Genomic DNA, 14,904 nt, shown 5'->3' with positions numbered 1-14,904 from the left:
AATGAATCTTACAGCTTCAATGCGCCATGCGCCAGATCTTCAGGGCATCGACGGTTTCTGCTACATCATGCACACGGATAATTTCTGCCCCTTGCGCTACCGCAGCAAGCGCACCGGCAACACTGCCGGCCAGGCGCTGCTCGACGGGACGTCCCGTCACGGCGCCGATCATCGACTTGCGCGACAGGCCCGCCAGCACAGGCAGGTCCAGTTCGCTGCGCAGCTGGCGCGTGGCGCGCAATAAAGCGTAGTTCTGTTCCACCGTCTTGCCGAAACCAAAGCCGGGATCGACGCACAGGCGTTCGCGGGCGATGCCGGCCGCCGTCATCGTGTCGATGCGCTCGCGCAGGAAGTCGATGACTTCGCGCACCACGTCTTCATACTGCGGTTGCTGCTGCATGGTTTGCGGCACGTTCTGCATATGCATGATGCACAGGGCGCAATCGCTGCCCTGCACGGCCTCGATGGCGCCCGGCGCGCGGAAACCGTTGATATCGTTGATCATGTCAGCGCCCGCCAGGATGGCTTCGCGCATCACTTCAGGCTTGTACGTGTCGACGGACAGGGGCTTGCCGCAGTCGCGCAAGGCGTACAGCACCGGCATGACGCGCGCAAGCTCGTCCTGCAGCGGCAGCGGCGGCGCGCCGGGGCGGCTCGATTCGCCGCCGATGTCGAGGATATCGGCGCCATCGGCAATCATCTGCTCGGCGCGCGACAGGGCAAATTCCAGGTGCTGGTACTGACCCGCATCGGAAAACGAGTCGGGCGTGATGTTCAGGATGCCCATCACCAGCGCCTGCGCGCCGGACAGGTTGAAGCCGAAACGGCCGAATTGCAAATAGTGTCGCATGTGAATCTTTGTAGTCGTCAGGGAAATCTGGTGCGCCAACGAAAAAGGGCAAGGATCGCTCCTTACCCTCGTTCTTGCCATACCCTTGCGTGCCGCCCGTCAGGGCGGCCCTTGTCAGGCTGGCGCCGTCACGTTCGGCGAAATGCCGCCCGTGCCGCTGTCGCCCGCATTGCGGCGTGGCGGAATGACTTTCGGTGGACGCGGCTCCAGGCCGGCCATGATGTCATTGATTTGCTCTGCATCAATGGTTTCCCATTCCAGCAAGGCTTTCGTCATCATTTCGACCTTGTCGCGGTTGCCTTCCAGCAAAGTACGCGCCAAAGCATATTGCTTGTCGAGAATGTTACGGATTTCAGCATCGACCTTTTGCTGGGTCGCTTCCGAGATCGTCTTGGTGGCGCCACCGAAGAAACCTTCGTTTTCGCTGTCTTCGTAGACCATCACGCCCATGCTGTCGGACATGCCGAAGCGGGTCACCATGGAACGGGCCAGCTTGGTGGCGCGCGAGAAGTCGTTCGATGCGCCCGTGGACATCTGTCCCACGAAAATCTCTTCGGCGATACGGCCGCCGAACAGGATGGAAATTTCTTCCAGCATCTTGTCCTTGTAGGCGGACAAGTTGTCGTGTTCCGGCAACTGCCAGGTCAGGCCCAGGGCCCAGCCGCGCGGCATGATCGTCACTTTATGCACGGGATCGGCTTTCGGCAGCAGTTTGGCGACGACGGCGTGACCGGACTCATGGTAAGCCGTATTGCGACGCTCTTCCTCGCGGATGATCATCGATTTACGCTCGGGACCCATGTAGATCTTGTCTTTCGCATCTTCGAAGTCAGCCATTTCCACCAGGCGCTTGCTGCGGCGGGCGGCGAACAGGGCTGCCTCGTTGACCAGGTTGGCCAGATCGGCGCCGGAGAAACCAGGCGTACCGCGGGCCAGGATATCGGCTTTCACGTCGGTACCGATAGGTACCTTGCGCATGTGCACGTTCAAGATCTGTTCACGGCCACGGATATCGGGCAAGCCGACGGAAACCTGGCGGTCGAAACGGCCCGGACGCAGCAAGGCTTTGTCGAGCACGTCGGCGCGGTTGGTGGCGGCCACGACGATGACGCCGGAGTTCGCTTCAAAACCGTCCATCTCGACCAGCAACTGGTTCAGGGTCTGTTCGCGCTCGTCATTGCCGCCGCCCATGCCGGCACCGCGGTGACGGCCGACAGCGTCGATCTCATCGATGAAGATGATGCACGGCGAGTGTTTCTTGGCGTTTTCGAACATGTCGCGCACGCGGCTAGCACCCACGCCGACGAACATTTCCACGAAGTCGGAACCGGAAATCGAGAAGAACGGCACCTTGGCTTCGCCGGCGATGGCGCGCGCCAGCAGGGTTTTACCCGTGCCCGGAGGACCGACCATCAGCACGCCGCGGGGAATGCGGCCGCCCAGTTTCTGGAATTTGCTCGGATCCTTGAGGAAGTCGACCACTTCGTTGACTTCTTCTTTCGCTTCGTCGCAACCGGCGACATCGGCGAAGGTGACGGTGTTGCTGGCTTCATCCATCATGCGCGCCTTCGACTTGCCGAACGAGAATGCCCCGCCCTTGCCGCCGCCTTGCATCTGACGCATGAAGAAGACCCAGACGCCGATCAACAGCAGCATGGGGAACCAGGAAACAAAAATAGTTTGCAGGAAAGACGCTTCCTCGGGCGGACGCACATCGAAATGCACGCCATTGTCGCGCAAGTCGCCGATCAGGCCCTTGTCGAGGCTGGTGGCGGTGGTACGCACCTTGGTGTCGTCCATCAGCTTGGCGGTGATCGACGAACCTTCGATCACGACATCCTTGACGCGCTTGGCTTTGACTTCATCCAGCAAATCGGAATAAGCGATGGCCTTGCTGCCGCCTGTGGCGCCATGACTGTCGAATTGCTTGAACAGCATGAACAACAGCAGCAATACGACTACCCAGATGGCAGATTTGGAAAACATGTTATTCACGAAGACTCCTTGGATGCAGTGCGCATCTCTTTACCTATAGCTAGAAACACGATTTTACTCGCAATAAGCGGGCCGTGCCAAAGCCCGCCGATCCGTGCGCGCGAAAAAACCGCGTTCACGCAAAAAAAATGCAGTATAAACAATTTAGGCTTTTATGCCATCAGACGCTACTGCACTTCTCGTTCCCATGTGCGGATTCCCTCTTAAATATCAAGGGCGGGATCATCTTCTTCTACGGCATTTTTCAGCGGATTCTTGATTCCACGGCCCATCAGGAAGATTTCCGACGATTTATCGCGGCTGGCCTTCGGCTTTTTCTGCACCACGACCTTGAATTCAGCGCGGAATTTCTCCACGATCTGGCTGAAACCCATGTCTTTAAAACATTTCACCAGCAAGACGCCCGATGGTTTCAAATGCAATTGCGAAAATTCGATGGCCAGGTCGATCAGATGCTCCATGCGCGCGGCGTCCGCCGTGGCGATGCCCGACAGGTTGGGCGCCATGTCCGACAGGACCAGGTCGACCTTGCGGCCTTGCAACACCACTTCCAGCTGGCGCAGCACGCGCGCCTCGCGGAAGTCGCCCTGGATGAAGTGGAAATCGGCGATCGGCTCCATTTCCAGCATGTCCAGGCCAATCAGGGTACCATTGACCCCGCCGCCGTCCTTGCCGGCCAGCTTGCGCCGCGTGTACTGGGCCCAGCTGCCGGGAGTGCAACCAAGGTCGACAATCACCTGGCCAGGTTTGATCAGTTTCTCGTCTTCATCGATTTCTTTGAGCTTGTATGCTGCCCGGGCGCGGTAGCCCTCTTTTTGCGCCAACTTCACATAAGGATCATTTATGTGGTCGTGCAACCAGTTTTTGTTTAATTTCTTCTTTGCCATTCGCGTAGAATACTGCTTTTAAGGGAATTACTAAATATTATTATGCTAAAACTTACACCCGTAGAGCGCAGCGCACTGCGCGCCGAAGCACACGCGCTGAAGCCTATCGTCATCATTGGCGAAGCGGGCTTGACACCTGCTGTCCTCAAAGAGATCGACCTTGGCCTGGATTCGCACGGCCTGATTAAAGTCCGCGTGTTCGGCGATGACCGCGAAGCCCGCGTCGGAATGTACGATACGATTTGCGGCAATCTCGGCGCCGCCCCGGTACAACATATTGGCAAACTGCTGGTAATCTACCGTCCGAAAAAAGAAGTGGTTAAGGAGAAGGTCAGCGCCGGCAAAGGCATGCGCGAAGTGACCATCGTCAAGGCCAGCGCCAGCGGCACCAAGCGCCCGAGCGTGACGAAAGTCATGATCAAGGGCAATGAGCGCGTTACCGAAGGCGGTTCCATCAAGCGTGCCAAGCCACGTCAGAAAAGCGCCAAGAAAAGCGCACTGGGCAGCAAGTAAGCCTGTTCACCCGGCCACCGCAAGGCGGCCGGGCTTGAAACAAGAAGCGGAGCACGGGATATCCCCTGCTCCGCTTTTTTATTGCAATTGCGCTTGTCGGATTACACGGCGCCAAGGCGCCGCTAATCCGACCTACGATATCGACCATCAGTCAGGTAGGTCGGATTAGCGCGCAGCGCGTAATCCGACAACACCACAGCCGATTACTGCTGTTTCCAGATCAATACGCCCGCCAGCAGGCTCTGCACGGCAAAGATCACGGTCGACACGCCATGCAGCATGCCAAAGCGGCTGCGCATGGCCTCGTCCATGATGCCCGATGGCGCTTGCGCCTTGAGCTCGGCCATCAGCGGCGTGATGCCGAAATGGCTGAGCAGCGTGCACACCAGCATGGACAGCACCAGCGCGCCCAGCAGGCGGCGGCGCTTGAGTTCCAGCGCACCGGGGCTCCATTGCAGCAAGGCCAGCAGTACCAGCGCGCAGGCGATGGACAGCCAGGCCTCGGCGCGGAACAGGCTGCCGGCGATATTACCTGCCAGCACGCGGTCGCTCAAGGTGCCGAACAGGGTGGGCGCCACGATGAAGCCGATGGTCCACAGGCTGCCCGCCCACAGCGTGGCAACGAGGAAGCGCACGCGGGCAAGCATCAGATGTACAGTACTTCCAGGATTTCGTATTCGCGCGGGCCGGACGGCGCCTGCACTTCCACCACGTCGCCGGCGTACTTGCCGATCAGCGCGCGGGCGATCGGGGACGTCACGGAAACCTTGTTCATCTTCAGGTCGGCTTCATCGAGGCCGACGATCTGGTAGGTGACTTTCTGGCCCGATTCCAGGTCTTCCAGGTTCACGGTCGAGGCAAACACCACGCGGCCTTCCGCGTCGAGCGCGGTCGGGTCGATGATTTGCGCTGCGCCCAGCTTGCCTTCGAGCTCGGCGATGCGGCCTTCGACGAAGGCCTGGCGTTCCTTGGCGGCATCGTACTCGGCGTTTTCCGACAAATCTCCGTGCGAACGCGCTTCGGCGATCGCATCGATGACGATGCGGCGTTCCTTGGTCTTCAAATGATGCAGCTCTTCTTTCAGAAGTTCTGCGCCGTATTTGGTCAATGGGACTGAGGTCATGTTATCTCTACTATCTGCTAGTTATCGGCGCCGTTGTCCATGTTTCATCACGGTTAACGGTCTTACCAAGTGAAAACCACAGAGGCCGCGCGCTGCTCTGCACGGAACTCTGTGGTTGATAAGCATGCAGTGTACCGCCTAACGGCGGTCACTGCAAATGACACGCGGACTATTCAGCTTGCTGCAGGGTCTTGTGCAGACCTTGCAAATCGTACACACGCAGCTCATCCAGATGGCGGATGCCTTCGACGGCCGCTTCCGCGCCCGCGATGGTCGTGTAGGTCGTCACGCGCGAGGCCAGGGCCGAGGTGCGGATGGCCCGCGAATCGACGATGGCGCTGCGCTTTTCTTCCACGGTGTTGATTACCAGCACGATTTCATGGTTCTTGATCATGTCGACCACGTGCGGACGGCCCTCGATCACCTTGTTCACTGGCGTGACGGCGATGCCGGCAGCAGCGATCACGGCGGCGGTGCCCTTGGTGGCAACCACGGTGAAACCGGACTCGACCAGGTCACGCGCCACTTGCACGGCGCGCGGCTTGTCCGACGCTTTCACGCTGATGAAGACCTTGCCCGATTTTGGCAGGTTCACGCCGGCGCCCAGTTGCGATTTCACAAACGCTTCGCCGAACGTCAGGCCCACGCCCATGACTTCGCCCGTCGATTTCATTTCAGGGCCGAGGATGGTGTCCACGCCCGGGAACTTGACGAACGGGAACACGGCTTCCTTGACGCTGAAGTATGGCGGCACGACTTCCTGCGTGATGCCTTGCGAGGCCAGCGACTGGCCGACCATGCAGCGCGCGGCGATCTTCGCCAGTTGCAGACCGGTGGCTTTCGAGACGAAAGGCACGGTGCGCGACGCGCGTGGATTGACTTCCAGCACGAAGACGACATCTTTCATTTCGCCGTCGATCTCCTGTTTCTGGATCGCGAACTGCACGTTCATCAGGCCGACCACGTTCAAACCCTTGGCCATCAGCGCCGTCTGGCGTTTCAGTTCTTCAATGGTTTCCGGTGCCAGCGAGTATGGCGGCAAGGAGCAAGCCGAGTCGCCCGAATGGACGCCAGCCTGTTCGATGTGTTCCATCACGCCGCCGATGAAGGTCGTTTCGCCGTCGGAGATGCAATCGACGTCGCACTCGATGGCGTCGTTCAGGAAGCGGTCCAGCAGCACCGGCGAATCGTGCGAGACCTTGACGGCTTCGCGCATGTAGCGCTCGAGGTCGCGTTGCTCGTGGACGATTTCCATGGCGCGCCCGCCCAGCACGTACGATGGACGCACGACCAGCGGGTAGCCGATTTCCTGCGCCAGCGCCAAAGCGTCGGCTTCCGTGCGCGCGGTGCGGTTAGGCGGCTGGCGCAGTTCCAGCTTGTGCAGCATCTGCTGGAAACGCTCGCGGTCTTCGGCCGCATCGATCATGTCGGGCGAGGTGCCGATGATCGGCACGCCATTCGCTTCCAGGTCCAGCGCCAGTTTCAATGGCGTCTGGCCGCCGTACTGCACGATCACGCCCACCGGTTTTTCGATGGCGACGATTTCCAGCACGTCTTCCAAGGTCAAGGACTCGAAGTACAGACGGTCCGAAGTATCGTAGTCGGTCGAAACCGTTTCTGGGTTGCAATTGACCATGATGGTTTCGTAGCCGTCTTCGCGCATGGCGAGGGCCGCGTGGACGCAGCAATAGTCAAACTCGATACCCTGGCCGATACGGTTCGGGCCACCGCCCAGCACCATGATCTTTTTCTTGTCGGTCGGATTCGATTCGCACTCTTCGTCGTACGTGGAATACATGTACGCCGTGTCGGTCGAGAATTCCGCCGCGCAGGTATCGACGCGCTTGTAGACGGGACGGATGTTCAGCGCATGGCGCTGCTGGCGCACGGCCGTGTCGGTCGTCTGCAACAAAAAGCCCAGGCGGCGGTCCGAGAAGCCCTTTTGCTTCAACTTGTACAGGGTGTTCTTGTCCAGGTTTTCCAGCTTCTGCGTGTCCAGCCACAGTTCCAGGTCGACGATTTCCTTGATCTGGATCAAGAACCATGGATCGATCTTGGTCAGCTGGTGCACTTCTTCCAGAGTAAAACCTTGGGCAAACGCGTCGCCCACGTACCAGATACGCTCAGGACCAGGCTCGCCCAGTTCTTCTTCGATCTTTTCACGGTCCTTGGTCTTCTCGTTCATGCCGTCCACGCCCACTTCCAGGCCGCGCAAGGCTTTCTGGAACGATTCCTGGAAGGTACGGCCGATCGCCATCACTTCGCCGACGGATTTCATCTGCGTCGTCAGGTGGTGGTCGGCGGTCGGGAATTTCTCGAACGTGAAACGCGGGATCTTCGTGACGACGTAATCGATCGACGGTTCGAACGAGGCCGGCGTGGCGCCGCCCGTGATTTCATTGCGCAGCTCGTCCAGGGTGAAACCGACGGCAAGCTTGGCGGCGATCTTGGCGATCGGGAAACCCGTCGCTTTCGATGCCAGGGCCGACGAACGCGATACGCGCGGGTTCATCTCGATGACGATCATGCGGCCATCGACGGGGTTGATCGAGAATTGCACGTTCGAACCACCGGTATCGACGCCGATCTCGCGCAGCACTGCCAGACTGGCATTGCGCATGATCTGGTATTCCTTGTCCGTCAGGGTTTGCGCTGGCGCAACCGTGATGGAGTCGCCCGTGTGCACGCCCATCGGGTCGAGGTTTTCGATCGAGCAGATGATGATGCAGTTGTCCGCCTTATCGCGCACCACTTCCATCTCGTACTCTTTCCAGCCCAGCAACGATTCTTCGATCAGCAGCTCTTTCGTCGGCGAGGCTTCCAGGCCGCGCTTGCAGATGGTTTCGAATTCTTCTTCGTTGTAGGCGATGCCGCCGCCGGAACCGCCCATGGTGAACGATGGACGGATGATGGTCGGGAAGCCCAGCGTGCGCTGCACGGCCCACGATTCTTCCATCGAGTGCGCCACGCCGGAGCGTGCCGAACCGAGGCCGATCTTGGTCATCGCGTCCTTGAACTTGGAGCGGTCTTCGGCCTTGTCGATGGCTTCCGGCGATGCGCCGATCAGCTCGACGTTGTATTTCGCCAGCACGCCATTGTTGAACAGGTCCAGCGCGCAGTTCAGCGCCGTCTGGCCGCCCATCGTCGGCAGGATGGCGTCAGGACGCTCCTTGGCGATGATGCGCTCGACGACCGACCAGGTGATCGGTTCGATGTAGGTGACGTCGGCCATTTCCGGGTCCGTCATGATGGTCGCAGGATTACTGTTGACCAGGATGACTTTGTAGCCCTCTTCGCGCAGGGCCTTGCACGCTTGCGCGCCGGAATAATCGAATTCGCAGGCCTGGCCGATCACGATCGGGCCAGCGCCAATAATCAGAATACTTTTGATATCTAAACGTTTAGGCATTTTTCTTTTTCTCCTCCGCAGCCATCAAGTTGATGAAGCGGTCAAACAGGTAAGCAACATCCATCGGGCCCGGCGACGCTTCAGGGTGGCCCTGGAAGCAGAAGGCCGGCTTGTCCGTGCGGGCAAAGCCCTGCAGGGAGCCGTCGAACAGCGATTCATGGGTCACGCGGCAATTCGCGGGCAAGGTTGCCGCGTCGACTGCGAAACCGTGGTTTTGCGAGGTGATCAAGACCTGTTTCGTTTCCAGGTCTTGCACCGGGTGGTTGGCGCCGTGGTGGCCGAACTTCATCTTCAGCGTCTTCGCGCCGGAAGCGATCGCCATGATCTGGTGGCCGAGGCAGATGCCGAAGGTCGGGATGCCCTTCTCGATCAGCTCCTTGGTCGCCGCGATGGCGTAGTCGCACGGCTCCGGGTCGCCGGGACCGTTCGACAGGAAGATGCCGTCCGGATTCAGTGCCAGGGCATCGGCCGCCGTCGCTTGCGCGGGCAGCACGGTGACTTTGCAGCCGCGTGCCGTCAGCATGCGCAGGATGTTGCGCTTGACGCCGTAGTCGAAGGCGACCACGTGGTATTTCGCGTCCGCGTCGGCCAGCTGACCATAGCCTTCGCCCAGGGTCCATTCCGTTTCGCGGTATTCATACGGCGCCTTGGCCGAGACGACCTTGGCCAAGTCCATGCCGGCCAGGCCGGGGAAGGAGCGGGCCAGTTCCAGCGCTTGCGCGGCGGATGGCTCGTTGCCTTGCGTACCGACGAGGATGGCACCGCCCTGCGCACCTTTTTCACGCAGGATGCGCGTGAGCTTGCGTGTATCGATGCCGGCGATGGCGACGATATTTTCAGCTTTCAGGTAATCGGACAGGGAGAGCGTGGAACGGAAATTGGATGCCAGCAAGGGCAGATCGCGGATGATGAGGCCAGCGGCGTGAACCTTGGAAGACTCGACGTCTTCCGGATTGACGCCCGTATTGCCGATATGCGGATAGGTCAGGGTGACCATCTGGCGGCAATAGCTTGGGTCGGTAAGGATTTCCTGATACCCGGTCATCGAGGTGTTGAAAACAACCTCGCCCGTGGTATGACCGGCGGCACCGATCGAAAAACCTTTAAAGATCGTTCCATCAGCAAGCGCTAATATGGCTGGAACGGCAGGGCCAGAAAAAAATGGCGGCAAGGGCAACTCCTGATAAAGTTACCGTAGCTGCGCCACGTCAGACCGACCGCCTAGATACCCGAGCCAGATGCACTCAGGGTGTTTCAACGGTCATTTTGAATGAGGGGATGGGTAGTCGCTACGGTATATGTGTGATTGGCTAAACCTTTGAATTATAACCAAAAGGAAGCTTTTCCACAAGGAAGAAAATACAGAAGGCCCGGCATTTTTTTGCGCAGCAACATAAAATCGCCGCCCCATGAAAAAAGCCGCCCGGCTTGCGCGGAGCGGCTGGTTCTGCAACTGCGGCTACTACTTAGGCCGTCAACGCGGCGATGCCCGCTTTGGCGATTTGCGCATCTTCCGCCGACTTGACGCCCGAGACGCCGACGGCACCCACGTAGTGGCCTTCGTACACGATGGGCACGCCACCTTCGAGCAAGCCGTCGATTTCCGGCGCGCTCAGGAACGACACGCGGCCGCCATTGATCATCTCTTCATAGATGCGCGATTCGCGGCGGCCCAGTGCGGCCGTCTTGGCTTTCGATGGGGCGATGTGCGATGAGATCGGCGCCACGCCATCCATGCGCTGCAGCCATACCAGGTGGCCGCCGTCGTCGACGATGGCGATCGTGACCGCCCAGTTATTCTTGACCGCTTCCGCTTCGGCGGCGGCAGCGATTTTCTTTACGTCATCCAGGGTCAAAATCGGTTTCGATTGCATGGTGCATCCTTGTTATGTTGAAGCAAAATTGTATACGAAATGTACAGCGGCGCGATCGCGTCATGATCGCTTACTGCTCGCGCTTGGCTTTCAGCTTTTGCTTGAGCTGCGCCATGACGGCAAACGTCGCCTGCTCGCCCGCCAGGATGGCCTGGTTGCGGCTGTTGAAATCGTTGCCTTTCATGGTGCCCAGGCTGGGCTGGATCACCACGTCCGCATCTTTCAATTCGAACTGGTTGATGCGCTGGCCCATGATGGCGAAGGTTTGCATGATGACTTCCATCGAGCTGATGGCTTTTTGCGTATCCGTTTGCGACGAGATATTCACGGCGATGATGAAATCGGCGCCCATGTCGCGCGCAAAGCGCACGGGCACGGGAGCGACGAGGCCGCCATCGACATAGGTGTGGCCGGCGATCGTCACGGGCTGGAATACGCCCGGCACGGCCGACGAGGCGCGCACGGCCATGCCGGTGTTACCGCGCTGGAACAGGATCGGCTGCCCATTTTTCAAATCGGTCGCCACCACGCCAAACGGAATCTTGAGTTTTTCCAGCGGCACGCCGCCGACAGCCTTGTTGACATAGCTTTGCAGCGCCTCGCCTTTCAGCACGCCGGACGACTTGCCGAACAGGGGCAAGGCCCAGTCCGAAATGGCCGCCTCGTCCATGTCGAACGCCATCTTTTGCAGGGTGAAGCCCGAGTTGCCCGCCGCATACAAGGCACCGACCACGCTGCCGGCGCTGGTGCCGGTAACGATGTCGGCGTTGATGCCTTGCGATTCGAGTGCCTTGATCACGCCGATATGCGCGAAACCGCGCGCCGCGCCGCCGCCCAGGGCCAGGCCGATCTTGATTTTGCGGGGAGCGACGACGATGGGCTCGGGTGGCGTCAATACCTGGATCGGTTTCGGGGAGGGAGTGTCGCAGCCGGCCAGCGCAAAGGCGGCCAGGGCAAGCAGAGTCAGGCGTTTAGGGAACATGGTGACCGAAGAGAACCGCGCGCGGCAGTGGCAATAAAAGAGAGCCGATTGTAGCGCAAGCGGAGCCGCCCGCGCTGAAGGCTGTCTTAAAAGTTTACAAATGACAATATCCAGAGGGAACGTGCGCCTCTGCTCTGCTGTTAGACTGGCAGCTGTTTTTTTTACGTGCTCCCGCTATGTCAGAACTTCAATTTGCAGACAGTCGCGCCCTGGGCGCCCCGTTTTCACAACAGTTGGCAGCCCATCCGTCCGACGGCGCCCTCGCCTGGCTGACTGCCGTGCTGACCACGCAGGCGCCCGCGCTGCGCTCGTCGAACGCCACCTTGCTGGCTTACACGGGCAATCCGGCCGCCCTGGCCTGGATCGACGCCAACGTCGGCTCGCCCGTGGCGGGGCAATGGGGCGTGGCGGCGGCCCTGCTGGGCACGCCGTGGCCACGCATCGTGGACTGGCTGCAACGCGGCGGCCCGCACCGGCTGATGGCGCTCGATACCCTGTACGCCTATCGCAAGCCGGCCGTCAACATGTCGCCGCTGGAACAGATCGCCGCCCCCGTGCTGCCGCAAGCGCCTGCGCGCGCCGAACTCGACGCCGCGCTGGCCGCTTGCCTGGCGGCATCTTCCACGCCGCGCATCCAGGCTGCCGTCAACTCGATCAAGCAGCATGCGGACGAGATCCTGCGCGGCGGCCCGCGCGGCGTGGCCGTGGCCGACTTGCCGCGCCTGTACCTGGACCCGGCACCGTTCAAGGATGCATCCGCCATCCTGGAACGGCACGAAACGGTGGTCGCCGGCATGCGGCAAAACCTGCAGAACTTGCTCAAGGGCATACTATGAACAGGCGCGCCCTCGTGACAATCGACTTGAGCGAGATCAACTCGCCGCGCCAGCTGCATGCCGCGCTGGCCGCCGCACTGGGCATCCCTTCCTTCTATGGCATGAACTGGGATGCGTTCTGGGATGCCATCACGGGCCTCGTGGACATGCCGCAACAGCTGGAGCTGCGCGGCTGGCAGGGGCTGGCGGCGCGCCTGCCCCGCGATGCGGCCCTGTTGCGGCGCTGCCTGGAACGCGCGCGGCAGGAAATGCCGGACTCGGCATCACACGTGCACTACATGTAAAACGGAAACGCTTGACAGCCCCGCCCGACATCCCTTACATTGAGTGCATGTCCTCCTTCAAACATTCCTCCCCTTCCCTGCTGTCGCTATCGCGACTACACCTAGCACGCGCATAAGTTTGCCGCATTGCTTCGCCTGGCCACACGCCGGCGTGTTTCAAAAACCCTGGAAGGTTTGATGATGTTTGCACCATCCCCATACGTACACGTAATCCCCGCTGCGACCGCCCCTGCCGGCATCGCGGCCGCACTGCTACCGCTACCGATCGCTTGCCTGGCCTAGCGTTGCGTGGCCGCCCGGCAAGCTTGCGCCACAACCATTGATTTCCCCCCTATCTTCAGGAGTACCCGATTATGATGTTGCAAAACCCAGCTTCCAAATACCGCGCTTTTCCTCCAGTTAAATTGACCGACCGTCAATGGCCGAACCAGATCATCAGCAAGCCGCCCATCTGGATGAGCACCGACTTGCGCGACGGCAACCAGTCCTTGATCGAGCCGATGAGCGCGGAAAAGAAGCTGCGGTTCTTCGAGATGCTGATCGCCATCGGCCTGAAGGAAATCGAAGTGGGTTTCCCATCGGCATCGCAGACGGATTTCGACTTCGTGCGCAAGCTCGTCGATGAAGGCCGCATCCCGGACGACGTCACCATCATCGTGCTGACACAGTCGCGCGAAGAATTGATCCGCCGCACGGTGGAATCGGTCGTCGGCGCCAAGCGCGCCATCGTGCACCTGTACAACTCCGTGGCGCCCGTGTTCCGCAAGGTCGTGTTCGGCATGTCGCGCGAAGAAATCACGACTATCGCCACCACCGGCACCACCCTGGTAAAACAGTTGGTGGCCCAGCATCCGGAAACGGAATGGGGTTTTGAATACACGCCGGAATCGTTCTCCACCACGGAACTCGATTTCTCCAAGCATATCTGCGACGCCGTCAGCGCCATCTGGAAGCCGACGCCCGCCAACAAGATGATCATCAACCTGCCATCGACCGTGGAATGCAGCACGCCCAACGTGTATGCGGACCAGATCGAATGGATGTCGCGCAAACTGGCGCGCCGCGATTCCATCATCATCAGCGTGCACCCGCATAACGACCGCGGCACGGCCGTCGCCTCGGCCGAGCTGGCCGTGATGGCGGGCGCCGACCGCGTGGAAGGCTGCTTGTTCGGCAATGGCGAGCGCACCGGCAACGTCGACCTGGTGACGTTGGCGATGAACTTGTACACGCAAGGCGTGCATCCTGGCCTCGATTTCTCCGACATCGACACCGTGCGCAAGTGCGTGGAAGAATGCAACCAGCTGCCCGTCCACCCGCGCCACCCGTATGCGGGCGACCTGGTATTCACGGCATTCTCCGGCTCGCACCAGGATGCGATCAAGAAAGGTTTTGCCAAGCAACAACCGGACAGCATCTGGGAAGTGCCCTACCTGCCGATCGACCCGGCCGACCTGGGCCGCAGCTACGACGCCGTGATCCGCGTCAACAGCCAGTCCGGCAAGGGCGGCATGGCCTACTTGCTGGAACAGGAATACGGTCTGGTCTTGCCGCGCCGCCTGCAGATCGAATTCTCGCGCGCCGTGCAAGCCGTGGCCGACGCCACGGGCCGCGAAATCGCCGCGCAGGATATCCATGAAATTTTCCAGAAGGAATACCTGGAGCAGACGGCACCGTACGCCTACGCGTCGCACCGCATGGTGGAAGACACGAGCAGCGACGAATCCGTGCAGATCGACATCAGCCTGTCGCACCGCCAGACGCCGCTGGCCCTGCAAGGCGGCGGCAACGGCCCCATCGACGCCTTCGTCAATGCGCTGGGCCTCGACATCAAGCTGATGGATTACCATGAGCACTCGATCGGCTCCGGCGCCAACGCGCAAGCGGCCTGCTACGTGGAATTGCGCCTCGATAACGGCCCGACCCTGTTCGGCGCCGCCATCGACAGCAATATCGTCACCGCCTCGTTCAAGGCGGTCCTGTCGGCCGTGAACCGCCGCATCGGACAGACGGAAGCCGAAAAAACAACAGCGGCCGACGTCGCTGCCAGCGCCGCCTGAGCACGGCTCGACCATCCCTCATAGGGAAAAAAAGCGGTACGGCTTGATCGCCGTGCCGCTTTTTCATTTCTATCGGGCAATTAGTAGTGCA

The 14,904-nt window shown here is 60.3% G+C and carries 13 protein-coding genes; 4 read left to right on the top strand and 9 right to left on the bottom strand.

Annotation, left to right across the window (positions count from 1 at the left end):
* Positions 1-16 precede the first annotated feature (16 nt).
* The 3 genes from folP to ACQ4WQ_RS20800 all read right to left on the bottom strand — a co-directional run bounded on the left by folP (position 17) and on the right by ACQ4WQ_RS20800 (position 3,732).
* On the bottom strand, positions 17-850 hold the full coding sequence (folP, locus tag ACQ4WQ_RS20810; RefSeq protein ID WP_436499646.1) for a dihydropteroate synthase: 834 nt from the start codon (positions 848-850) through the stop codon (positions 17-19).
* Positions 851-964: 114 nt separating this feature from the next.
* The gene (ftsH, locus tag ACQ4WQ_RS20805; RefSeq protein WP_035817778.1) at positions 965-2,845 is read right to left on the bottom strand and encodes an ATP-dependent zinc metalloprotease FtsH; all 1,881 of its coding nucleotides are present in this window, start codon (positions 2,843-2,845) and stop codon (positions 965-967) included.
* Positions 2,846-3,048: 203 nt separating this feature from the next.
* The gene (locus tag ACQ4WQ_RS20800) at positions 3,049-3,732 is read right to left on the bottom strand and encodes an RlmE family RNA methyltransferase (RefSeq protein ID WP_070219517.1); all 684 of its coding nucleotides are present in this window, start codon (positions 3,730-3,732) and stop codon (positions 3,049-3,051) included.
* 42 nt (positions 3,733-3,774) lie between these two features.
* On the opposite strand from ACQ4WQ_RS20800, the gene ACQ4WQ_RS20795 reads away from it, so the two are divergent.
* The gene (locus ACQ4WQ_RS20795; RefSeq protein ID WP_010397237.1) at positions 3,775-4,245 is read left to right on the top strand and encodes a YhbY family RNA-binding protein; all 471 of its coding nucleotides are present in this window, start codon (positions 3,775-3,777) and stop codon (positions 4,243-4,245) included.
* A gap of 203 nt (positions 4,246-4,448) precedes the next feature.
* Here the strand turns inward: ACQ4WQ_RS20795 and ACQ4WQ_RS20790 are convergent, their stop codons facing one another.
* From ACQ4WQ_RS20790 to ACQ4WQ_RS20765, 6 genes are all read right to left on the bottom strand, one after another.
* Positions 4,449-4,892: a DUF4149 domain-containing protein gene (locus ACQ4WQ_RS20790; RefSeq protein WP_326457581.1), complete on the bottom strand. Its 444-nt coding sequence runs from the start codon at positions 4,890-4,892 to the stop codon at positions 4,449-4,451.
* Positions 4,892-5,368, bottom strand: a complete 477-nt coding sequence (gene greA / locus ACQ4WQ_RS20785; protein WP_034757428.1) for a transcription elongation factor GreA — start codon at positions 5,366-5,368, stop codon at positions 4,892-4,894. Before greA ends, ACQ4WQ_RS20790 begins: the two co-directional genes overlap by 1 nt.
* A 169-nt stretch (positions 5,369-5,537) precedes the next feature.
* Positions 5,538-8,777 carry a carbamoyl-phosphate synthase large subunit gene (gene carB, locus ACQ4WQ_RS20780; RefSeq protein WP_436499643.1) on the bottom strand — a complete coding sequence of 1,080 codons (3,240 nt, stop codon included), beginning with the start codon at positions 8,775-8,777 and terminating at the stop codon, positions 5,538-5,540.
* Positions 8,770-9,948, bottom strand: a complete 1,179-nt coding sequence (gene carA, locus ACQ4WQ_RS20775; RefSeq protein ID WP_436499641.1) for a glutamine-hydrolyzing carbamoyl-phosphate synthase small subunit — start codon at positions 9,946-9,948, stop codon at positions 8,770-8,772. The genes carB and carA overlap by 8 nt, the downstream gene beginning before the upstream one ends.
* A 295-nt stretch (positions 9,949-10,243) precedes the next feature.
* Complete coding sequence (locus ACQ4WQ_RS20770; protein ID WP_326457579.1) at positions 10,244-10,651, bottom strand: GlcG/HbpS family heme-binding protein; 408 nt, start codon at positions 10,649-10,651, stop codon at positions 10,244-10,246.
* Positions 10,652-10,721: 70 nt separating this feature from the next.
* Positions 10,722-11,633 carry a patatin-like phospholipase family protein gene (locus ACQ4WQ_RS20765; RefSeq protein WP_326457578.1) on the bottom strand — a complete coding sequence of 304 codons (912 nt, stop codon included), beginning with the start codon at positions 11,631-11,633 and terminating at the stop codon, positions 10,722-10,724.
* 176 nt (positions 11,634-11,809) lie between these two features.
* On the opposite strand from ACQ4WQ_RS20765, the gene ACQ4WQ_RS20760 reads away from it, so the two are divergent.
* The 3 genes from ACQ4WQ_RS20760 to leuA all read left to right on the top strand — a co-directional run bounded on the left by ACQ4WQ_RS20760 (position 11,810) and on the right by leuA (position 14,813).
* Positions 11,810-12,469, top strand: a complete 660-nt coding sequence (locus tag ACQ4WQ_RS20760) for a hypothetical protein (RefSeq protein ID WP_436499638.1) — start codon at positions 11,810-11,812, stop codon at positions 12,467-12,469.
* Between the two features lie 14 nt (positions 12,470-12,483).
* Complete coding sequence (locus tag ACQ4WQ_RS20755; protein ID WP_436499636.1) at positions 12,484-12,753, top strand: barstar family protein; 270 nt, start codon at positions 12,484-12,486, stop codon at positions 12,751-12,753.
* Between the two features lie 353 nt (positions 12,754-13,106).
* Positions 13,107-14,813 (top strand): 2-isopropylmalate synthase, encoded by a 1,707-nt coding sequence (gene leuA, locus ACQ4WQ_RS20750; protein ID WP_326457575.1) that lies wholly within the window; start codon positions 13,107-13,109, stop codon positions 14,811-14,813.
* Positions 14,814-14,904: the final 91 nt, after the last annotated feature.

The sequence above is a fragment of the Janthinobacterium goodfellowi genome (assembly GCF_051380695.1).
In the GTDB taxonomy this organism is placed as follows: Bacteria; Pseudomonadota; Gammaproteobacteria; order Burkholderiales; family Burkholderiaceae_D; genus Janthinobacterium.
The sequence above is the reverse complement of the archived record's forward strand: the minus strand, read 5'-3'. Positions and strand labels throughout refer to the sequence as shown.

What these genes read in the sequence shown, in the direction of transcription:
- folP (WP_436499646.1), bottom strand. Translation starts at nt 850, where the DNA reads ATGCGACACTATTTGCAATTCGGCCGTTTCGGCTTCAACCTGTCCGGC.
- ACQ4WQ_RS20800 (WP_070219517.1), bottom strand. Translation starts at nt 3,732, where the DNA reads ATGGCAAAGAAGAAATTAAACAAAAACTGGTTGCACGACCACATAAAT.
- ACQ4WQ_RS20795 (WP_010397237.1), top strand. Translation starts at nt 3,775, where the DNA reads ATGCTAAAACTTACACCCGTAGAGCGCAGCGCACTGCGCGCCGAAGCA.
- ACQ4WQ_RS20790 (WP_326457581.1), bottom strand. Translation starts at nt 4,892, where the DNA reads ATGCTTGCCCGCGTGCGCTTCCTCGTTGCCACGCTGTGGGCGGGCAGC.
- greA (WP_034757428.1), bottom strand. Translation starts at nt 5,368, where the DNA reads ATGACCTCAGTCCCATTGACCAAATACGGCGCAGAACTTCTGAAAGAA.
- carB (WP_436499643.1), bottom strand. Translation starts at nt 8,777, where the DNA reads ATGCCTAAACGTTTAGATATCAAAAGTATTCTGATTATTGGCGCTGGC.
- ACQ4WQ_RS20770 (WP_326457579.1), bottom strand. Translation starts at nt 10,651, where the DNA reads ATGCAATCGAAACCGATTTTGACCCTGGATGACGTAAAGAAAATCGCT.
- ACQ4WQ_RS20765 (WP_326457578.1), bottom strand. Translation starts at nt 11,633, where the DNA reads ATGTTCCCTAAACGCCTGACTCTGCTTGCCCTGGCCGCCTTTGCGCTG.
- ACQ4WQ_RS20760 (WP_436499638.1), top strand. Translation starts at nt 11,810, where the DNA reads ATGTCAGAACTTCAATTTGCAGACAGTCGCGCCCTGGGCGCCCCGTTT.
- leuA (WP_326457575.1), top strand. Translation starts at nt 13,107, where the DNA reads ATGATGTTGCAAAACCCAGCTTCCAAATACCGCGCTTTTCCTCCAGTT.